Origin of the sequence: Enterobacter sp. 118C5 (assembly GCF_034107645.1) — a bacterium.
GTDB lineage: Bacteria > Pseudomonadota > Gammaproteobacteria > Enterobacterales > Enterobacteriaceae > Enterobacter > Enterobacter nematophilus.
In genome coordinates, this window is sequence record NZ_JAWNEU010000001.1 from 104,936 (window position 1) to 125,226 (window position 20,291).

The 20,291-nt window shown below is 53.9% G+C and carries 22 protein-coding genes and 3 tRNA genes; 13 read left to right on the forward strand and 12 right to left on the reverse strand.

Annotated features, from left to right (window positions below):
* Positions 1-21: 21 nt before the first annotated feature.
* The 3 genes from tcyL to sdiA all read left to right on the forward strand — a co-directional run bounded on the left by tcyL (position 22) and on the right by sdiA (position 2,383).
* Entirely contained in the window at positions 22-690 is a 669-nt protein-coding gene (tcyL, locus tag UTO39_RS00505; protein WP_028013677.1) for a cystine ABC transporter permease, read from the forward strand.
* Positions 687-1,439, forward strand: a complete 753-nt coding sequence (gene tcyN, locus UTO39_RS00510) for an L-cystine ABC transporter ATP-binding protein TcyN (RefSeq protein WP_041909387.1) — start codon at positions 687-689, stop codon at positions 1,437-1,439. The genes tcyL and tcyN overlap by 4 nt, the downstream gene beginning before the upstream one ends.
* Before the next feature lie 221 nt (positions 1,440-1,660).
* On the forward strand, positions 1,661-2,383 hold the full coding sequence (sdiA, locus tag UTO39_RS00515) for a transcriptional regulator SdiA (RefSeq protein WP_320726182.1): 723 nt from the start codon (positions 1,661-1,663) through the stop codon (positions 2,381-2,383).
* A gap of 66 nt (positions 2,384-2,449) precedes the next feature.
* Here the strand turns inward: sdiA and UTO39_RS00520 are convergent, their stop codons facing one another.
* Positions 2,450-2,674, reverse strand: coding sequence for a DUF2594 family protein (locus UTO39_RS00520; RefSeq protein WP_014832453.1), 225 nt, complete (start codon positions 2,672-2,674; stop codon positions 2,450-2,452).
* Between the two features lie 465 nt (positions 2,675-3,139).
* Between UTO39_RS00520 and uvrY the strand changes: the two genes are divergently transcribed.
* From uvrY to UTO39_RS00550, 6 genes are all read left to right on the forward strand, one after another.
* Entirely contained in the window at positions 3,140-3,796 is a 657-nt protein-coding gene (gene uvrY / locus UTO39_RS00525) for a UvrY/SirA/GacA family response regulator transcription factor (protein ID WP_013096026.1), read from the forward strand.
* Entirely contained in the window at positions 3,793-5,625 is a 1,833-nt protein-coding gene (gene uvrC, locus UTO39_RS00530) for an excinuclease ABC subunit UvrC (RefSeq protein ID WP_320726183.1), read from the forward strand. The genes uvrY and uvrC overlap by 4 nt, the downstream gene beginning before the upstream one ends.
* A gap of 56 nt (positions 5,626-5,681) precedes the next feature.
* A complete protein-coding gene (gene pgsA / locus UTO39_RS00535; RefSeq protein WP_041909393.1) occupies positions 5,682-6,230 on the forward strand; it encodes a CDP-diacylglycerol--glycerol-3-phosphate 3-phosphatidyltransferase in 549 nt (182 codons plus the stop codon).
* 152 nt (positions 6,231-6,382) lie between these two features.
* Positions 6,383-6,458, forward strand: a tRNA-Gly gene (locus tag UTO39_RS00540).
* Positions 6,459-6,504: 46 nt separating this feature from the next.
* Positions 6,505-6,578: transfer RNA gene (locus UTO39_RS00545), tRNA-Cys, on the forward strand.
* Between the two features lie 12 nt (positions 6,579-6,590).
* Positions 6,591-6,677 (forward strand) — tRNA-Leu (locus tag UTO39_RS00550).
* Between the two features lie 212 nt (positions 6,678-6,889).
* Here UTO39_RS00550 and UTO39_RS00555 read toward each other — a convergent pair.
* From UTO39_RS00555 to UTO39_RS00580, 6 genes are all read right to left on the reverse strand, one after another.
* Positions 6,890-7,849 carry a glycosyltransferase gene (locus UTO39_RS00555; protein ID WP_320726184.1) on the reverse strand — a complete coding sequence of 320 codons (960 nt, stop codon included), beginning with the start codon at positions 7,847-7,849 and terminating at the stop codon, positions 6,890-6,892.
* A 285-nt stretch (positions 7,850-8,134) separates the two neighbouring features.
* A complete protein-coding gene (locus UTO39_RS00560) occupies positions 8,135-8,851 on the reverse strand; it encodes an ABC transporter ATP-binding protein (RefSeq protein WP_266178834.1) in 717 nt (238 codons plus the stop codon).
* Positions 8,848-9,723, reverse strand: coding sequence for an ATP-binding cassette domain-containing protein (locus tag UTO39_RS00565; RefSeq protein ID WP_320726185.1), 876 nt, complete (start codon positions 9,721-9,723; stop codon positions 8,848-8,850). The genes UTO39_RS00560 and UTO39_RS00565 overlap by 4 nt, the downstream gene beginning before the upstream one ends.
* A complete protein-coding gene (gene livM / locus UTO39_RS00570) occupies positions 9,720-10,994 on the reverse strand; it encodes a high-affinity branched-chain amino acid ABC transporter permease LivM (protein ID WP_320726186.1) in 1,275 nt (424 codons plus the stop codon). Before livM ends, UTO39_RS00565 begins: the two co-directional genes overlap by 4 nt.
* Positions 10,995-11,005: 11 nt before the next feature.
* Positions 11,006-11,920 carry an ABC transporter permease subunit gene (locus UTO39_RS00575; RefSeq protein ID WP_028013668.1) on the reverse strand — a complete coding sequence of 305 codons (915 nt, stop codon included), beginning with the start codon at positions 11,918-11,920 and terminating at the stop codon, positions 11,006-11,008.
* 99 nt (positions 11,921-12,019) lie between these two features.
* A complete protein-coding gene (locus UTO39_RS00580) occupies positions 12,020-13,141 on the reverse strand; it encodes a branched-chain amino acid ABC transporter substrate-binding protein (protein ID WP_320726187.1) in 1,122 nt (373 codons plus the stop codon).
* 414 nt (positions 13,142-13,555) lie between these two features.
* Here UTO39_RS00580 and UTO39_RS00585 point away from each other — a divergent pair, with 414 nt between their 5' ends.
* Positions 13,556-14,224, forward strand: coding sequence for a YecA family protein (locus UTO39_RS00585; RefSeq protein WP_320726188.1), 669 nt, complete (start codon positions 13,556-13,558; stop codon positions 14,222-14,224).
* A gap of 33 nt (positions 14,225-14,257) precedes the next feature.
* Here the strand turns inward: UTO39_RS00585 and tyrP are convergent, their stop codons facing one another.
* The 3 genes from tyrP to yecR all read right to left on the reverse strand — a co-directional run bounded on the left by tyrP (position 14,258) and on the right by yecR (position 16,753).
* Positions 14,258-15,469 (reverse strand): tyrosine transporter TyrP, encoded by a 1,212-nt coding sequence (tyrP, locus tag UTO39_RS00590; RefSeq protein ID WP_061097838.1) that lies wholly within the window; start codon positions 15,467-15,469, stop codon positions 14,258-14,260.
* A 245-nt stretch (positions 15,470-15,714) separates the two neighbouring features.
* Complete coding sequence (gene ftnA / locus UTO39_RS00595) at positions 15,715-16,212, reverse strand: non-heme ferritin (protein WP_028013664.1); 498 nt, start codon at positions 16,210-16,212, stop codon at positions 15,715-15,717.
* Between the two features lie 202 nt (positions 16,213-16,414).
* Positions 16,415-16,753: a YecR family lipoprotein gene (gene yecR / locus UTO39_RS00600; RefSeq protein ID WP_320726189.1), complete on the reverse strand. Its 339-nt coding sequence runs from the start codon at positions 16,751-16,753 to the stop codon at positions 16,415-16,417.
* A 252-nt stretch (positions 16,754-17,005) separates the two neighbouring features.
* Between yecR and UTO39_RS00605 the strand changes: the two genes are divergently transcribed.
* The 3 genes from UTO39_RS00605 (at position 17,006) to UTO39_RS00615 (ending at position 18,206) form a co-directional block, all read left to right on the forward strand.
* Complete coding sequence (locus UTO39_RS00605) at positions 17,006-17,644, forward strand: RpiB/LacA/LacB family sugar-phosphate isomerase (RefSeq protein ID WP_266178839.1); 639 nt, start codon at positions 17,006-17,008, stop codon at positions 17,642-17,644.
* A 118-nt stretch (positions 17,645-17,762) separates the two neighbouring features.
* Positions 17,763-17,846: a stress response protein AzuC gene (azuC, locus tag UTO39_RS00610; RefSeq protein ID WP_014884364.1), complete on the forward strand. Its 84-nt coding sequence runs from the start codon at positions 17,763-17,765 to the stop codon at positions 17,844-17,846.
* Between the two features lie 108 nt (positions 17,847-17,954).
* A complete protein-coding gene (locus UTO39_RS00615; protein ID WP_008500405.1) occupies positions 17,955-18,206 on the forward strand; it encodes a DUF2766 family protein in 252 nt (83 codons plus the stop codon).
* Between the two features lie 41 nt (positions 18,207-18,247).
* Here UTO39_RS00615 and UTO39_RS00620 read toward each other — a convergent pair whose 3' ends face one another.
* The gene (locus UTO39_RS00620) at positions 18,248-19,591 is read right to left on the reverse strand and encodes an anaerobic C4-dicarboxylate transporter (protein WP_320726190.1); all 1,344 of its coding nucleotides are present in this window, start codon (positions 19,589-19,591) and stop codon (positions 18,248-18,250) included.
* Between the two features lie 164 nt (positions 19,592-19,755).
* Complete coding sequence (locus UTO39_RS00625) at positions 19,756-20,259, reverse strand: non-heme ferritin-like protein (RefSeq protein WP_061097842.1); 504 nt, start codon at positions 20,257-20,259, stop codon at positions 19,756-19,758.
* Between the last annotated feature and the right edge of the window lie 32 nt (positions 20,260-20,291).

Here is a 20,291-nt window from a genome sequence, read left to right on the forward strand (position 1 = left end):
AAATCAGGTCGAAAAATAATAATGCAAGAAAGTATTCAACTGGTTATTGATTCTCTGCCGTTCCTGCTGAAAGGTGCGGTATTTACGTTACAGCTGAGTATCGGCGGGATGTTCTTCGGGCTGGTGCTGGGATTTGTACTGGCCTTAATGCGCATGTCGCCCATTCTGCCGGTACGCTGGCTGGCGCGCTTTTATATCTCCGTGTTTCGCGGTACGCCGCTTATCGCTCAGCTCTTTATGATCTACTACGGCTTACCGCAGTTCGGCATCGAGCTGGATCCGATCCCGGCGGCGATGATTGGCCTGTCGCTTAACACGGCGGCCTATACCTCCGAAACCCTGCGCGCGGCGATCTCGTCGATTGATAAAGGCCAGTGGGAAGCGGCGGCCAGTATCGGGATGACGCCGTGGCAGACGCTGCGTCGCGCCATTCTGCCGCAGGCGGCGCGGGTGGCGCTGCCGCCGCTGAGCAACAGCTTCATCAGCCTGGTGAAAGATACCTCCCTGGCGGCAACCATTCAGGTGCCGGAGCTGTTCCGTCAGGCGCAGCTCATTACCTCGCGCACCCTTGAAGTTTTCACCATGTATCTGGCCGCCTCGCTGATTTACTGGGTGATGGCGACGGTGTTGTCCGCGCTGCAAAACTACTTTGAAAACCAGCTTAACCGCCAGGAGCGTGATCCAAAATGAGTGCTATCGACGTTAAAAACCTGGTGAAAAAATTCCACGGGCAAACGGTGCTCCACGGGATCGACCTCGAAGTCGAGCAGGGCGAAGTCGTGGCGATTATTGGCCCGAGCGGGTCGGGGAAAACCACGCTGCTGCGCAGTATCAACCTGCTTGAACAGCCGGAAGGGGGCACCATTCGGGTTGGGGAGATAACGATTGATACCGGTAAATCCATCAGCCAGCAGAAAGGATTGATTCGCCGCCTGCGTCAGCATGTTGGCTTTGTGTTCCAGAGCTTCAATCTTTTCCCGCACCGCACGGTGCTGGAAAATATTATTGAAGGGCCGGTCATCGTAAAGGGTGAGCCGAAAGAGGAAGCGACGGCTCGCGCGCGTGAACTGCTCGCTAAAGTTGGGCTGGCAGGGAAAGAGACCAGCTACCCGCGCCGCCTGTCGGGCGGGCAGCAGCAGCGCGTGGCCATCGCGCGGGCGCTGGCGATGCGTCCTGACGTGATCCTGTTTGATGAACCGACCTCCGCGCTCGATCCCGAGCTGGTGGGAGAGGTGCTGAATACCATCCGCCAGCTGGCGCAGGAAAAACGCACCATGGTCATCGTGACCCATGAAATGAGCTTTGCGCGCGACGTGGCGGACAGAGCCATCTTTATGGACCAGGGGCGGATTGTGGAGCAGGGACCGGCGAAAAGCTTATTTGCTAACCCTCAGCAGCCGCGAACGCGTCAGTTCCTGGAAAAATTCCTCATGCAGTAGCATTTTTGCACTAATTTGCTCCAGAAAGTTCTTCTGGAGCAAATTATTCTCGCTCTTCGCCTTAAACGATGTTCTTTTATTCCACCCGAACAGAATAAACCTTATCCATAGCACAGTTAATTGTGCTATTGCCGATATTTTGTAGTTGAAAATAAGTTTTATGTGTTAGGTTATATTCACCATAATAATGATTATCTTTTCAGAGGCTTCTTTTAGTAAGTATGAAGGATTCAGACTTTTTCACCTGGCGACGGGATTGCTCCCTCCGGTTTCAGGAATTGACCTGTGCCGCCGAGGTATATCATGAACTTCAGCGACAAACTCAGGCGCTGGAATTCGATTATTACGCACTCTGTGTGCGCCATCCGGTGCCGTTTACGCGGCCTAAAATTGCTGTGCATACCACTTATCCACAACAGTGGCAGGCGCAATATCAGTCAGAGAACTATTTCACCATCGATCCGGTGCTCAAGCCCGAGAATTTCATTCAGGGGCATTTACCCTGGACGGACGAATTATTTGCGGATGCTCAGGAATTATGGAGCAGCGCGCAGGGCTTCGGTTTACGTTCGGGAATAACCCAGTGTCTGATGCTGCCTAATCATGCGCTCGGCTTCCTTTCGGTTTCCCGTACTAGCGCACAGGAAGAACCGTTTTCCAGCGAGGAAATAGAGCTGCGGCTGCAGATGCTGGTGCAAATGGCATTAACCGCGCTGTTGCGTTTTGAAGATGAGATGGTTATGCCGCCTGAGATGAAATTCAGCAAACGCGAACGAGAAATTCTGAAATGGACTGCGGAAGGGAAGACGTCTGCGGAAATAGCGATCATTCTCTCTATTTCAGAGAATACGGTTAACTTCCATCAGAAGAATATGCAGAAAAAATTTAATGCGCCAAACAAGACGCAGATTGCCTGTTACGCGGCGGCTACAGGGCTGATCTGATTAGAGAGTACGTTCTGCGTGACAGACGAGTGGACGGCTGAATGCACTGCATCCAGCCGTTTTTTGTTACTGGCGGTACGCTTGTTTGATTTGCTTAACGGTGTTAGCAAATACGGCCGATTCCGCCTGGTCTTCCATCTGCGCGATTTGTTTTTCCATTTTAATGATCACACGACCAGCATCAGCCTGGCCCATCGCCTGCAGCATCAGCGTTAGCAGCGCTTTCAGGCAGTTTACTTCCTGTGCCAGTTCCTGGTTATTCTCCGCAGTGGCAAATTCAGGTGTGCTCATTTATTTTCCTCATTATTAAACGGCGCTAAAGCGCGACGACGAAAGTCAAGGCGGCGGAGTATACCACAAGCTGCAGCAAAAAATGCAGCGGTTGTTTTTCGTACTTTTACGCCGGTGTTTATTTGCGTAAACAGAGCCAGCCAGTAAACTGGCGCTCGGGTTCGGCTATTAATTGTTTGCGCCTGGTTTACTTGCCGTTAATTATTGTTACAAAAATTTGAGAACCGTTTTTTCGCGAGGAAAACGTGCAAGTTTTTTGTAACTTTTTGAATACAGATACTTAAAAAAAGCCGCAAAAGCTCTGATGGCAAGGGCTCTCTTTCCATGGACTGTACAGGCTAATTTCCAAAAACGAGAGCAAAATCGAATAGCCGATTTTTTAACGTTTTAATCTTGTCATGAAAACCGTTAATATAAACCAAATTATCACTCAGTAGCGTTATCCCTATTCTGGAGACATTTCCTTTGATCAACGTCCTTCTTGTTGATGACCACGAACTGGTGCGCGCAGGGATACGACGCATTCTTGAAGATATTAAAGGTATTAAAGTTGCCGGTGAGGCGTGCTGTGGGGAAGATGCCGTAAAATGGTGCCGCACAAACTCGGCCGATGTGGTGCTGATGGATATGAACATGCCCGGTATCGGTGGCCTTGAGGCAACGCGCAAAATCGCGCGTACCTTTGTTGATACGAAAGTCATCATGCTGACCGTGCATACTGAAAACCCGCTTCCCGCGAAGGTGATGCAGGCGGGAGCAGCCGGTTACCTGAGCAAAGGCGCCGCACCTCAGGAAGTCGTCAATGCTATCCGTTCTGTATTTGCCGGGCAGCGTTACATTGCCTCTGACATTGCGCAGCAGATGGCGCTGAGCCAGATCGAACCCGAGAAAACGGAATCACCGTTCGCAAGTTTGTCTGAGCGTGAATTGCAGATTATGCTGATGATCACCAAGGGTCAGAAGGTGAATGAGATCTCAGAGCAGCTGAATCTCAGCCCGAAAACGGTCAACAGCTATCGTTATCGTATGTTCAGTAAACTGAACATTCATGGTGATGTTGAACTGACTCATCTGGCCATCCGGCACGGTTTATGTAACGCGGAGACGTTGTTAAGTCAGTGAGTGATGTATTCGATTCAAAAGCATTTCTGAAAACCGTAACCAGCCAGCCAGGCGTCTATCGGATGTATGACGCTGGCGGTACGGTTATCTATGTGGGGAAGGCCAAAGATCTCAAAAAACGTCTTTCCAGCTATTTCCGCAGCAACCTTGCCTCCCGTAAGACCGAAGCGCTGGTCTCACTCATTCAAAATATTGATGTCACCGTGACGCATACCGAGACGGAAGCGCTGCTGCTTGAGCACAACTATATTAAGCTCTACCAGCCGCGCTATAACGTGCTGCTGCGTGACGACAAATCTTATCCGTTTATCTTTCTGAGTGGCGACACCCATCCGCGCCTCGCGATGCACCGCGGGGCAAAACATGCGAAGGGTGAATATTTCGGCCCCTTCCCGAATGGCTATGCCGTGCGGGAGACGCTGGCGCTGCTGCAAAAAATCTTCCCGATCCGCCAGTGTGAAAACAGCGTCTACCGCAACCGCTCGCGCCCGTGTCTGCAGTACCAGATTGGGCGCTGCCTTGGCCCCTGTGTTGCCGGGCTGGTCAGTGAAGACGAGTATGCGCAGCAGGTGGAGTATGTACGCCTGTTCTTGGCAGGCAAAGACGATCAGGTCTTAACCCAGCTGATCGCCCGGATGGAAAAAGCCAGCGCCGCGCTTGAGTTTGAAGAGGCTGCGCGGATCCGCGACCAAATCCAGGCGGTGCGCAGAGTCACTGAGAAACAGTTTGTCTCGAATACCGGCGACGATCTCGACGTTATCGGCGTGGCCTTCGACGCCGGCATGGCCTGCGTGCACGTGCTGTTTATTCGCCAGGGCAAAGTGCTCGGCAGCCGCAGCTATTTCCCGAAAGTGCCTGGCGGCACCGAGCTGGGTGAAGTGGTGGAAACCTTTGTTGGACAGTTTTATCTGCAGGGCAGCCAGATGCGCACGCTGCCCTCTGAGATCCTGCTCGATTTTAATCTTGACGATAAAACCCTGCTGGCCGACTCGCTTTCCGAACTGGCCGGGCGTCGGGTCAATGTTCAAACCAAACCGCGCGGCGACCGTGCACGTTACCTGAAGCTGGCGCGGACCAACGCGGCGACGGCACTCACCACTAAGCTGTCCCAGCAATCGACGGTCAGCCAGCGTTTAACCGCGCTGGCGACGCTCCTGAAGCTGCCGGAAGTGAAGCGTATGGAATGTTTTGATATCAGCCATACGATGGGTGAGCAGACGGTGGCGTCCTGCGTGGTGTTTGACGCCAACGGCCCGCTGCGCGCCGAGTATCGCCGCTATAACATCACCGGCATCACGCCGGGTGACGACTATGCCGCCATGAATCAGGTGCTGCGCCGCCGCTACGGTAAAGCGATTGAAGAGAGCAAGATCCCGGACGTGATTCTTATCGACGGCGGGAAAGGGCAGCTAGGCCAGGCGAAAGCGGTATTCGAGTCGCTCGACGTTGAGTGGGACAAAAACCATCCGCTTTTGTTAGGCGTGGCAAAAGGGGCCGATCGTAAGGCCGGTCTGGAAACGCTGTTTTTTGAGCCGGAAGGTGAGGGCTTCAGCCTGCCGCCGGACTCCCCGGCGCTGCACGTCATCCAGCATATTCGCGATGAGTCGCACGACCATGCCATCAGCGGCCATCGCAAAAAACGGGCGAAGGTCAAAAACACGAGCACGCTTGAAACAATTGAGGGCGTTGGGCCAAAACGCCGCCAGATGCTGCTGAAGTATATGGGTGGATTGCAAGGATTACTCAACGCCAGCGTGGAGGAAATTGCAAAAGTGCCGGGTATTTCGCAAGGGCTGGCAGAAAAGATCTACTACTCGTTGAAACATTGAGGGCTCTGTAGCAACATAGAGCTAAATTTTACTGACAACAAATAGTTACCGTCACTATGCAATATAATATCCCTACGTTGCTCACTCTCTTTCGTGTTGTACTCATTCCGTTCTTTGTGCTGGCGTTTTACCTGCCGGTCGTCTGGGCACCGTTCGCCTGCGCATTGATCTTCCTTATCGCAGCGGTAACTGACTGGTTTGATGGCTATCTGGCGCGCCGCTGGAACCAGAGCACCCGTTTCGGCGCCTTTCTCGATCCGGTAGCGGATAAAGTGATGGTCGCGATCGCGATGGTGCTGGTGGCTGAGCACTATCATACCTGGTGGGTGACGCTGCCCGCGGCAACGATGATTGGCCGGGAGATCATCATCTCTGCGCTGCGTGAGTGGATGGCGGAGCTGGGAAAACGCAGCAGCGTGGCGGTGTCCTGGATTGGTAAAGTGAAAACCACCGCGCAGATGGCCTCGCTGGTCTGGATGCTCTGGCGCCCGAACGCCTGGGTAGAGTGGGCTGGGATCGGTCTCCTGTGGGTGGCGGCAGTGCTGACGCTGTGGTCAATGCTGCAATATTTGAACGCTGCGCGCGGGGATTTGCTTGATCAGTGATCGTTTCGCCGTAATTTTCAGCAAACGATCCAGACAAGCAAAAAATAACGTTGACTCATAACGTCATATCAGTAGAATGCAACGCATCGAACGGCGGCACAGCAAGCCGGACGATAGTGAAATCAAGTGGTTAGCAGTTAACTTGATGACATGCGGGAATAGCTCAGTTGGTAGAGCACGACCTTGCCAAGGTCGGGGTCGCGAGTTCGAGTCTCGTTTCCCGCTCCAGATTAAAGACATGCGCAACAGCGGGTGTCAGTTTGAAAAGTTTTACGGCGCGTTAGCAAAGCGGTTATGTAGCGGATTGCAAATCCGTCTAGTCCGGTTCGACTCCGGAACGCGCCTCCACTTTCTTCCCGAGCCCGGATGGTGGAATCGGTAGACACAAGGGATTTAAAATCCCTCGGCGTTCGCGCTGTGTGGGTTCAAGTCCCACTCCGGGTACCATGGGAATCAAAGAATAATCAAAGCAATAAGCAGTGTCGTGAAACCACCGAAAGGTGGTTTTTTTGTGCCTGAAATTTGCTGTTTCTTCAGCTGGCTGCCTTCCGCTGCAGGGCTGGTTATGGCTTACCTGTCAGGTAATGGCAGTAAGTTCTGATAAGCAGGGTTGACCCAAACGAACCTGTATGGCCGCCAGGGCCAACCCAAAAAAATTTTTACTTCTTTCTAAACCTCACAATGGTGTTCAGATACAAAGGTAAAAATAATATCTGGACTTTTCGTGTTGATTTGAAATCACCAATAAAAGTTAGCAGGGCAAGACGCAGGGCCTTCTGTTCAGCCAGAGGAAGTTTTGCGCCTTTGTTTCTCACCAGCATGTATTTGATGAAGTTGAATATTCTTTGCACTGTTGGAAAGATAGCTCGCTTTACCTCTGCATCATCCTTTGCCAGCAGCGAAAGCGATTGCGCAGCGAAGACTAAATCAATCAAATCTTTTGGTCTGAAGGTCTGCGTTATACTTTTTTTATGATAGCGATACCAGATTAATGATTTATTTATTCCATAGATAACGTTGCTATGTAAATAGAGTGCGGGGATTGTACTCATATCTTCATAAAGCCGACCGGTAGGGAACGTGATGTCAAAATTTTGGAAGAGCGCTTTTTTGTAAACCCGTGCCCAGGGATACCACTTGCTTCTTCTGAATGCTGGCGTGAGATCAGAAACGGATGTGATCTCAACCCTCTCATGGAACACGGCGCAGTCAATATGTTCAACAATGTTGGACGTTTTACCGTCGAACTGATCGGCGTTAAATTCAACAATATCAATGGAAGAGTCAGCTATAACAGGCAACACCTCTTTCCAGAAATCAGGATGGAAGAAATCATCCGAATCTAATAGAGCAAGATACTCACCTTTTGCGGCGTTGATGCCTGCATTTCTGGCAGCGGAAATCCCTGCGTTAACCTGGTGAATAATCGTAACGCTTTTATCTTTGAAGCGATTGACGGTCTTCTCAATAACCGCTGAGCTATCATCTGTAGAACCATCATTGACGATAACGAGTTCTACCGTGTTTGACATGTATGGCAGAATTGACAGAAGGCATTCAGTAATGTAATCACGCGAGTTATAACAGGGTACGATAACGCTTAATTTGACCATACTCATTATCAAATTATACTCCAGTGTCAAATTGTTCAGCGGAGTAATCTCCGAAAACATAAAATTCAATAGCCGTATTCGGAACTTATTTTTTTCACAAATCACTATTAAGGCTGCTACTTCTCATTAGCTATCTGGGTTGACTTGCTGGAGGTATAATATCCCCTAAGATATTTGTGTCAAATGTATTGGATTTACTGTGGGCTATTGAATTGGGTTGAAAATGGGAACGAAAGATAAGTAATGTGGGGCGTAAATTATTTCGCATTCTGTTCTGTGGTCACCCGCCAGTTACACCCCACCCAAATACGCCTTCCTCACCTCCTGATTTCCCAGCAGCTCCTCGCCGCTGCCGCTCAACCTGATCTGCCCGTTAACCATCACATACCCGCGATCGGAAAGCTTCAGCGCGTGGTGCGCGTTCTGCTCCACCAGAAAGATGGTCATGCCGTTGCGGGCCAGCTCGCGCAGCGTCTGGAAGATCTGCTTCACCACTATCGGCGCTAAGCCCAGGCTCGGTTCATCCAGCAGCAGCAGCCTGGGACGGCTCATCAGCGCCCGGGCGATCGCCAGCATCTGCTGTTCTCCGCCGGACATGGTCATCGCGCGCTGCTTGCGCCGCTCCTTGAGACGAGGGAACAGGTCGAACATGGTTTGCATATCTTCAACCGCAAACTGGTTGCCAATGGGGATGGTCCCCATCAGCAGGTTCTCTTCAACGGTCATATCTGGAAAGACGCGCCGGCCTTCAGGCGCCTGCGCAATGCCGCTGGACGCGACGTAGTGGGTGGATTGATGGCTGATGTCGTCACCGCCGAACAAAATCTGACCGCTGCGGATGCGCGGCTGGCCAAAGATAGACATCAGCAATGTCGACTTACCCGCGCCGTTCGCGCCAATCAGCGCCACGGTTTCACCCTTATTGACCTCCAGGGAGACCTGCTTCAGCGCCTGAATGGCTCCGTAAAACACATCCACCTCGCGAAATGCCAGCAGCGGTTCGGTCATAGGGGCACCTCGCTTTCGTCCGTGCCCAGGTAGGCGGCGATCACCTTTTCATCATGCTGAATTTGTTCGGGTTTGCCTCTGGCAATCACGTCACCGTGGTCGAGCACGATAATGTCGTCCGAAATCTCCATCACCATCCCCATATCATGCTCAATCAGTAAGACCGTGATGTCATGACGATCCCGAAGAAAACGAATAATGCTGCTCAGCTTGTGCGTTTCGACCGGGTTAAGCCCGGCGGCGGGTTCATCCAGACAGATCATCTCGGGCCCGGTACACATTGCCCGCGCGATCTCCAGACGCCGCTGCTGCCCGTACGACATCTCCCCCGCCAGGCGATTAGCGCACTCCACCAGATCCACCACTTCCAGCCAGTAGAAGGCCCTGTCCAGTGCGTCGCTTTCCGCCCGCCGATATGCCGGCGTGTTTAAGATCCCGGCGAGCAGATTGCGGTTAACGCGCATATGCTGCGCGACCAGCAGGTTTTCCACGGCCGACATCTCGCGAAAAAGGCGGATGTTCTGGAAGGTACGAGCCAGCCCGGCGCGGTTCACCAGGTGCGTTCCGCCAAACATTTTGTAGAACAGGCGCTGCCCGAACTGCGCGGGGTTAATCCAGTCGCCCGGCTGGAATTTTTGTCCGAGGACCTGAATAACGTTGGTCGTTTTAGTGCGGGTAGAAAATAAAATATTGCCGCCGGAGGCCTTATAGAAGCCGGTCAGGCAGTTAAACACGGTTGTTTTTCCCGCTCCGTTTGGCCCGATAAGGGCGGTAATGGAGCCGCGCTGCACGTCCAGATTCACGTCGTTAAGCGCCTTAATCCCGCCGAAGTGCATCATCAGATGCTCAACGCGCAATATCGTCCCGTTCATGGCGCCACGCCCTTACGCACGGCAAACCCGCTACGGTTAATGCGGATCAGGCCGCGTGGACGCCAGATCATCATCACCACCATCAGCATGCCAAACAGCAGGACACGGTACTCGGCAAAACTGCGCAGCAGCTCCGGCGTGACCGTAAGCACAAAGGCGGCCAGCACCACGCCAAGCGTCGAGCCCATGCCGCCCAGCACCACGATGGCGAGGATCAGCGCGGATTCAAAGAAGGTAAAGGAGGTCGGATTCACGAACCCCTGATAGGTGGCGAAGAACACCCCGGCAATGCCCGCGGTCGACGCCCCCAGCGTAAAGGCGGAGAGCTTCACCAGGACGTGATTCAACCCCATCGAGCGGCAGGCAATTTCGTCTTCACGCAGCGCTTCCCACGCCCGGCCAATCGGCATCCGCGTCAGACGGTGCTTGATATAGAGCACCAGCATCACCACCAGAAACAGCACGGTATAGATAAAGATAAACTTCATGTTCGGGTTGTAGGTCAGGTGGAAAAACTCGTGAAAAGGCACGCCGCCTTCTTTCGCGCGTCGTCCAAATTCCAGGCCGAAAAAGGTAGGGGGAGGGGCCGACACGCCGTTTGGCCCCCCGGTGAAGGTCAGCCAGTTGTTCAGGATCAGGCGAATGATCTCTCCGAACCCGAGGGTGACGATCGCCAGATAGTCACCGTGCATGCGCAGTACAGGGAAACCGAGCAGGGCACCGGCGGCGGCTGCCATGATTGCCGCCAGCGGCAGCATGCTCCAGAAGCCTAAGCCAAGATACTGGTACCCCAGCGCCAGACCGTACGCCCCAATCGCGTAGAAGGCAACGTACCCCAGGTCCAGCAGGCCGGCCAGCCCCACTACGATGTTCAGCCCCAGACCGAGAAGCACGTAGATCAGCCCGAGAATGGCGACGGTCAGGACATATTTAGTGGCAACAAACGGGAAGCAAACCGCAAGGGTAATCACCAGAGGAATAATCCAGCGCATGCGGCTTTTATATTCCGGAGGCCGAACGTAGACGCCCGCGCTATCGGCTTCGAAGCGCGCCTGGAAATGGGCCCCCGCGGCGGTACCTAAAAAGGCGCTCAACAGAAAACGCCCCAGCATGACGATGCCAACCATCCAGGCCAGCCGCTGTCCGGCGAAGTTAAAGCTGTACCCGTCCAGCACCACGCCCGCAATGGGGCCGAAGATTATCAGCGCAATCAGCCCGGAAAAAATCGCGTCCAGAATGCAGCGCTTAAGCGAAAAACCGTGCGATGTCATCAGTCTCTCCCTCACACTTTGGCCACAACCGGGCGCCCGAGCAGTCCCTGGGGACGGAAAATCAGGATCATGACCAGCAGGCCAAACGAGAAGACATCTTTATAGTCCGAGTTCACCATGCCCGAGAACTGAGCTTCCGCGACGCCGAGAATTAGGCCACCCAGCATGGCGCCGGGGAGGGAACCGATGCCGCCAAGCACCGCCGCCGTAAAGGCCTTAATGCCAATCACAAACCCGACGTAGAAATCAAAGGTGCCGTAATTCATGGTGATGAGCACGCCCGCCAGGCCGGCCATCGCCGCGCCGATAACAAAGACCAGCGAAATAATTCGGTCGGTGTTAATGCCCAGAATGGAGGCCATCTTCCGATCCTGCTGTACCGCGCGGCACATCCGCCCCAGCCGGGTATGGTTGATTATCCAGGTGAGCACCAGCATGCCGGCAAACGAGGCGAGCAGAATAAACACTTTGGTGTAGGTTATCTGCACGAACCCGTCGCCAAGATGCAGGCGAATCACGCCGTCGAGCATGGTCGGCACCCCTTGCTGGCGCGGACCCTGGCTCAGCTGGGCGTAGTTTTGCAGGATAAGGGACATCCCGATGGCGGAGATAAGCGGCGCCAGGCGCGTGGAGTTTCGCAGCGGCCTGTAGGCGATACGCTCGATAGTCCAGCCGTACACGCCGGTTACCGCGATGGTGAACACCAGCGTACCCAGAATCAGCAGGGGGAAGGACTCAAGCCCGAAGAAAGAGAGCAGCGCCAGGCCAATGGCGCAGAGATAGGCGGAAATCATATACACTTCGCCGTGGGCGAAATTGATCATCCCGATAATGCCGTACACCATGGTGTAGCCGATGGCGATCAGGCCGTAGACGGAGCCCAGCGTTAAGCCATTGACTAACTGCTGCAGGAAGAATGTACTCATCTTAGCGCGCTCGTTTTATAGGCTGCGCGAGGCGCGCAGCCTGATGTTTATTACGCGCCGACGGGCAAGCCCGCCGACGTTGAGCGTGACTCCGTCCCGTTACTGCACTTCCTTATATTTTCCCTTGTCGTCCCACTGGTAAACCACGTAGTCAGACACTTTCAGGTCGCCTTTGCTATCCCAGGCTTTTTTGCCCATCACCGTGTCGACGGAATTGGCTTTCAGCCACTCGCTGGCTTTAGCGGAGTCCTTGCCGCCGGTGGCCTTGAAGGCTGCGGCAATGGCCTGTACGGAAGCATAGGAGTAGAGGGTGTAACCTTCCGGCTCGAATTTAGCGGCGCGGAATTTGTCGATAACCGCTTTACCGTCCGGGATCAGGCGCGGATCTTTACCGAAGGTCATGTAAATGCCGTTGGTGTATTGCGGGCCGCCCGCCGCCGTCACCATCTCTTCGTTGACGATGCAGTCGCCGGAGAAGAATTTCGCCTGCACGCCCTGTTCACGCATCTGGCGAACCAGCGGGCCGGCTTCCGGGTGACAGCCGCCGAAGAACACCACGTCCGGTTTTTGCGCGCCGATCTTGGTCACCAGCGCGTTAAAGTCTTTTTCACCGCGGGATAAACCTTCGTACATCACATCCTTGACCCCGTGCTTCGCCAGCGCCGCTTTGGTGGCGTCTGCCAGCCCCTGTCCGTAGGTGTCTTTATCGTGAATGATAACCACGCGTTTGGCTTTCAGCTTGTCGATGATGAAGTCGCTGGCGACCTGGCCCTGCTGATCATCGCGGCCGCACATGCGAAACATGTCGCTCATGCCGCGTTCGGTGATCTGCGGGTTAGTTGAGCCGGGGGTAATCGCGATGATGCCCGCATCGCTATACACCTCGGAGGCGGGCATAGTGGAAGAGGAGCAGAAATGGCCGACCACGGCGTTGACCTTATCCTGGTCGACCAGGCGGTTGGCGACGGCCACGGCCTGCTTAGGCTCGCAGGCGTCATCCCCCTGAACCAGTTTGATCTTCTCACCGTTAATACCGCCTGCGGCGTTAATGTCTTCGGCGGCCTGCGTTGCGCCGTGCCAGTACTGATCGCCGTAGGTGGCATTAGGGCCCGTGAACGGTCCGGCGACACCAATCACGATATCTGCCCGGGCGGAAAACGCCGTCACCAGACAGCCGGCCAGCACAAGAGAAACAGGAGTTCTGATAAATTTCAGCGACATTATTATGTTCCTTAGCAAAGAGGTTTTTGCACCACGGCGTAAGCCTGAACGCGCAGGGCGCAGCTAATCCAAAAACACGAGCAAGAACAAAATGCACTAAACGAACGGCATCCTGCGTGATACGGCGAGGTTTCCATGCGCAGCGTCGCGCGAAGAACAGCAAGCAAAAACGTTGCCAGAATGGTTAACCCCTTGACGGGGTTATGACATGTTTGAGTATAGAGCGCCGCGTTATCCCGCCCTGCGGCAGGAGAAGAAATTACAGCGGAGATCACACATCGTTAACAATAAAGCCCATAAGTTGTGCAACGGTCACGATTTGCACACTTTTGCAGCAATAAAGACCTAAACTTCAGCCAGGGCAGGCGTGCGATCTGTGGTAGGATCCTTTCCTTTTTATCAGGAGTGTCCGCGATGACGGAAGGTCCATTAAATGAAAGCGAAATGGCGTGGCTGGAAGAGACGTTAATGTCTTACGGTCATGACGATGCGTCCGTGATTGACGTGTCCGAGCTGGACGGCATGCTTACCGCAGTGCTTTCCGGCCCTGTTGTCGTTGAGCCAGATGCCTGGCTGGTGGCGGTGTGGGGCGGAGAGAAGTACATCCCGCGCTGGAAAAACGATCGCGAGATGAACCGTTTTATCGATCTCTGCTTTAAGCATATGAACGACATTGCCGAGCGCCTGAGCGAGTACCCGGATCAGTTTGAGCCGCTGTTCGGCTATAACGACGTTGACGGTGAGAGTTACACCGTGGTGGAAGAGTGGTGCTATGGCTACATGCGCGGCGTGGCGCTGACGGACTGGTCAGCCCTGCCGGAAGCCCTGAAGGCCGATCTCGACGCGATTGCCCTGCACGGAACGGAAGAGAACAGCGAGAAGCTGGATGAACTGTCCGAAGAGGAGTATATCGCCAGCATTGAGCGCATCCAGCCTGCGGCCCTGCGCTTATACAACTACTGGGTGGAGAACCCGCAGCAGCCGGAAGCGAAAAAGCCTGTCGTGAACGGCACGAAGGTGGGGCGTAACGATCCGTGTCCTTGCGGCAGCGGGAAGAAGTTCAAGAGCTGCTGCCTACACTGATAAAAAAGGGGCTGATGATAGCCCCTTTTTTATTTAACCCACTTCCGGCAGCATTCCGGCTGCTATCAGCACCTGCACCAGAATAATCATCACCCCGCAGCCAAACACAACGCACAGCAGCGGTTTTCCCCCCGCGACGCGATATCCTTGCTGAGGATGCTGCTGACGGCTTTTCCACGCCAGCAGGGAAGGGAGCAGCAGGGCCAGGACCGAGAGCGCCACCCCCGCGTAGCCCAGCGCCATCACAAACCCGCGAGGGTAAAACAGCGCAAACGCCAGCGGCGGCAGGAAGGTGATGGCTCCGGTCTGTAACCGCCCGGCGGCGGTATTGCGACGCTGGAACAGGTCGGCCAGGTAATCGAACAGGCCAAGCGCAACGCCAAGGAACGAGGTCGCCAGCGCCAGGTCGGCGAATAGATGAACCGCCAGCTCCACGTGCGGCGAGGTGACCACCTCGCGTAGAGACATTAGGAAACCGTTGAGGCCAGCGTGCTGCGCCATCAGCCCGACAAAGGTGGAAGAGTCAATGCTGCCCAGCGTCACCAGTTGCCAGAAAATGTAGGCGATCAGCGGAATGGCGCTGCCGATAACAAACACGCGACGCAGCTTGCGGACATCGCCGTTCATATAGCTGACGATGCTCGGCACGCTGCCGTGGAAGCCAAACGAGGTGAAAATGACCGGAATGGCGGAAAGCGCCAGCCCTTGCTCCAGCGGCAGCGTCAGGAGGTTCACCTTGTGCACGTGCGGTGCCAGCAGCAGCAGCATGACCACCAGAAACAGGATTTTGGCGCTGAACAGAAAGCGGTTAAACAAATCGACCAGCGAGGTGCCCACGCAGACCACGCCGCCGCCGATGAGCGCAAAGAAGATAGCACCCGTCGCAGGTGTTATGTCTGAGCCAAACCAGTCGTTAACGCTGGAGGCGATAAGCTCCCCGGCACCGCTGATATACGCGGCCGTGAGGGCGTACATCAGGAACATCATGCTAAAGCCGGTGATCCACTGGCCGTAGCGTCCCAGGTAGCGCGCCGCAAGCGAACCCAGCCCGGTATCGGCGGGCACGTGCTGGTAAACCTCAAGCAGCAGCAGCGCGGTGTAGCACATTAATGCCCAGAGCGTGCCAAGCAGCAGCAGGGTCATTCCAAATCCCACTCCCGCGGCAGCCAGAGGCATTGCCAGCATTCCTGCGCCAATCGTCGTTCCGGCGACGATAAAAATACTTCCCAGGGTTCTGTTTTTCACGCTTTCCTCTACAACGACGCTTAACCGCAACAAAATCTGCGGCGCAGAGTAAGGCAAAAGCGGTAATTCGTCAAACCACCGTTACAAGGGGTGTAATGAAAGATTTACGTATTGCACTGCCGCCAATCCTGAGTGGGGCGACGGCCTGGCGTGACGTAAACAAGGCGTACGGGGAATAAAATGCGTGTTTTGAGGCGTGGGGAAGGTAAATAAACGCGGTGCCGGAAACCGGCACCGCGCTGATATTAATTCTGCGTATCGAGAGTCGAGAGTTCTTTATCAATAAAGTAAAGACCTTCGCCGGATTTACCTACCAGCGACAATTTATCCAGCACGGATTTAAACAGCTTCTCTTCTTCGTGTTGTTCAGCGACGTACCACTGCAGGAAATTAAAGGTTGGATAATCCTGGCCGATCATTGCCGCATGAACCAGTTCGTTAATTTTTTGGGTGATCAGTTGTTCGTGCTCGTAGGTGGCGCGGAACAGTTCGTCGAGAGAATTATATTCAGCAAAAGGCGATGCCACGTTCTCGATGCGCGGCAGGCTGCCCGTATCGGTCAGATAATCGAACAGACGCTGCATGTGGGTCATCTCTTCCTGAGCGTGACGACGCAGAAACGCGGCCGCACCTTCAAAGCTGTGATAGCTGCACCAGGCGCTCATCTGCTGGTAGAGAAGGGATGAATAGAGCTCAAGGTTCATTTGTGCATTGAGCTTGTCGATCATTTCAGTTTTCAGCATGGTGGCGCTCCGGATTATTATTACGAGTTCATAATGAGCGACACTATAATTTGTTATTTAATTATTTGCAAAACGTAAAATTAAATATTATTCGTTCAAAATACGAATGGGAATAAAACGCATTGGCGATATTTGTTTTTATTAATGCGAATTATTTTTGTTCTTAGTTAAATAAAGCGCCAGCAAACGCTGGCAGCTTTGATTAATACCAGGGATTATTTGCCTTAGGGTTAACGGCATACCCCATGCACTTATACTGGATAGTAACGCTCTCGTTCAGGCACAACGAGCCGCTTGTCAGGGTGCAGGTTTTGACCGGCTGCCCGTAGGCAGAGGCGGTGGCATACCCCATATTCTGACAGGCTTTGACCGCAGTACCGTTATTGACATATTCATCGGACCAGGCGTTTTGCAGCACCGCCTGGCCGTAGTCGAGGCGGACAATGCCGTTCGGCGCGTCGAGGCTGCTGATTTCCGCCTGGCGGTTAACGCTGCACCCCGCGAGCAGCAGGGCAGTACCGGCTACGATGGCTTTTTTCATGGTTCGCTCTGAGTGAAGGGAGATACGTTATCGTACCCGCAGATGCCCGCTGCAATGCCAGGAATAGCCGGACGATCTGCCCTCACTCTTTGCAACGGGCGGCGTGGATCCTTTTCCTCACAAATTTGTGAGCGCGAATTTGATTTTTTAAAACCATATTTCATTTACTTTGAAAGTCTGTTCATTTGATGCCAGGATGAACAGGAACAGGTATCCAGGCGGGAGTGCCCGCAGCGCATTCGGGAGAGATAAATGAAAATTGCACTGATGATGGAAAACAGCCAGGCGGCCAAAAATCCAGTGATCCTAAAAGAGCTGAAAACGGTAGCCGATGAAAAAGGGTTCCCGGTTTACAACGTGGGGATGAGCGACGAAAACGATCATCACCTGACCTACATCCACCTGGGCATTATGGCGAGCATTTTGCTGAATGCGAAAGCGGTGGATTTCGTGGTCACCGGCTGCGGCACCGGGCAGGGGGCGCTGATGTCGTTAAACATCCACCCTGGCGTGATTTGCGGCTACTGCATCGATCCCGCAGACGCTTTCCTCTTCGCGCAAATCAACAACGGCAATGCGCTCTCGCTGCCTTTTGCCAAAGGGTTTGGCTGGGGAGCGGAGCTGAACGTTCGCTTTATCTTTGAAAAGGCGTTTACCGGCCGAAAAGGAGAGGGTTATCCGCCAGAGCGTAAAGAGCCGCAGGTGCGTAACGCCGGTATTCTGAACCAGGTGAAAGCGGCCGTGGTGAAAGATAACTATCTGGACTCGCTGCGCGCCATCGATCCTGAGCTGGTGAAGACCGCCGTTTCCGGTCAGCGTTTCCAGCAGTGCTTCTTTGAAAATTGCCAGGATAAAGCGATCGAAGATTTTGTTCGCGGTATCGTGGGCTAAAGCTGATTTTGAAAGTTAAATTGTGATGTGCGTCACAAAAGTATTGATTTTTGTGACGGTGGTCATATTATAGGCACATTGACTATGAAGTTGTATAACAAGTTAATGGAGCATCACAATGAAACTGCGCAAAATCCTGAAAAGCATGTGGGCCAATTACTGCCGCACCTTCAAAGACGTGCCGCCGGGCGCCATGTTCTGATAAAAAAACCTGCTTCGGCAGGTTTTTTTGTCTCTGCACGCGAGGAAGGGAAGATGTCAGGGGCCGCGTTTTGATACTATGGCGGCCTTTGAATAAGGAGAAAACCCCATGTCACAAAACCTGAGCGCCGATCAGGAGCTGGTATCTGACGTTGTCGCCTGCCAGCTGGTTATCAAGCAAATTCTTGATGTTCTGGACGTTATTGCACCGGTTGAAGTGCGCGAGAAGATGTCCACCCAGCTGAAAAACATCGATTTTGCCAGCCATCCTGCCGCTGCCGATCCGGTTACGCTTCGCGCCATCCAGAAAGCCATCGCGCTGATTGAGCTGCGCTTCACCCCGCAGGGCGAGTCTCATTAAAATTGCAAACGGGCGACCGCGCGTGTCGCCCGTTGACGCGATTAAAAGAAGGTCTGCACCAGCAGGTAGCTCGCCGCGCAGGCGCAGCTCACGCCAATTAGCCCCGGCAGAATAAAGCTGTGGTTAATGATGAATTTGCCGATACGGGTCGTTCCCGAGCGGTCAAAGCCGATGCAGGCTAAATCGCTCGGGTAGGTCGGCAGGACAAAATAGCCGTAGGACGCCGGGAAGAAGGCGATCAGCATTTTTGGATCGATGCCCAGCATCAATCCCATCGGCGCCACGGCCGTCAGGGCCGCCGCCTGGCTGTTTACCAGCTTCGATACCAGGAAAAGCACGATGGCATACGTCCACGGATGGCTTTTCACCACGCCTTCCAGCGCCAGCTTTAACTCATCGAGGTGCGCCTGGAAAAAGGTATCGCTCATCCACGCCACCCCGAACACCGAGAAGATCGCCACCATCCCGGCCTTGAATACCGCACCGTTTGAGATGGCGGAGGCATTGACCTTGCAGGCCATGAGCATCACGGCACCGGCAATAAGCATCATCATCTGAATGACGAGGTTCATCGACAGCGCCGTCATTTTGCCTTTCAGCTCGAAGGCGGGGCGCAGTTCGGGAAAGGCCCCGAGCAGGACTACCACCGCAATACCGGCAAAGAAAATCCATGTCGACCAGTAGGCCTGCTTCGGAAAACGCTGGTTCATTAACGTCTCCGTGCCGCCATAGATAAACTCGCGCTGTTTAGGGTCTTTCAGTTTCTCCTGAAACTCCGCGTCGTCAGCTAAATCTTCCCCGCGGCGTAAACTCCACAGGGCCGCAATCGCGACGCCGAAAAGCGAAGCGGGAACCGACACGGCGAGGATTTCCAGGATCCCCCACGCGTGCCCAATCCCATGCTGTGCGGCCAGGATGGATACCAGCGACACAACGGCGACGGAAACCGGAGATGCGGTGATCGCCATCTGGGATGCCACCGATGCCACCGCCATTGGGCGTTCCGGGCGGATCCCTTTTTTCAGGGCGATATCCGCAATGATGGGGAACATGGTGTAGACCACGTGCCCGGTGCCGCACAGAAAGGTCAGCGTCCAGGTCGTAAAAGGGGCGAGAAGCGTGATGTGCTGCGGGTGTTTGCGCAGCAGGCGTTCAGCAAACTGCATCATGACGTTAAGGCCACCCGCGGTCTGCAGGGTGGCGGCACAGCCAATCACCGCGAGAATGGTCAACATAACGTCAACCGGAGGCTTGCCGGGCTGGAGCCCAAAGACAAAACACAAAATAAAAAGGCCAATCCCGCTGATTAACCCAAGCCCCATGCCGCCGAAACGTGTTCCCGTCAGCAGGCAGAGGAGAATGACAACAAACTCAATGGTGATCATGCTTTTCCCTCGTCAATGATTATGTAATTAAATAAATCATTACATGTTGTAGGGGTAATCATTGAGAGCGAGATCTGATTTGTTAAATTTCAGCAAAAGCAGAGGGTTGGAGAGGTAGAAAGGAACCTGCCCCCCTGAACCAGGGCAAGGGCAGGTTAAAACGCTTAGTGGTGCTGCACCGTCACAAGATCGAGCAGGTGGCGGTCGGCTTGCTCCGGGCATAAACCGGCCTGTCGCGCATTGTGGATCTCATCCGCCAGCGTTTTCAGCAGCACGCCGTCCTGCTGCTGTTCTTTATCCATGTCGCGTAAAAATTTAAGGGTGATGACGTCATGCTGTGCTCGGGCTTCATCGGCCAGCTTGTTGAGCGTCGTGCAGCGCTGCTCATGCTCTTCCAGCGTTTTCTGAAACAATTCTTCCAGAGAAGAGTAATTTTCGTTGATCCCATCGAGGGCTTTAACAACCGGGTTAGCCCCCGCGGCCTTCAGGAAGTTAAAGACGCGCATCATATGGGTGACGTTGCTTTGTGCCTGTGAACGAAAGAATGTGGCAGAGCCCGTGAGGCTTTTTTCGGAACACCATGCACTTAAGTGAAGGTGCAGGTTCGAGGCGTAGAACTCAAGGTTCATCTGCGCGTTAAGTTTTTGCATCATCGTTTGGGTAGCCATACTCATATCCTTATAGACTGTGGGACGTGATG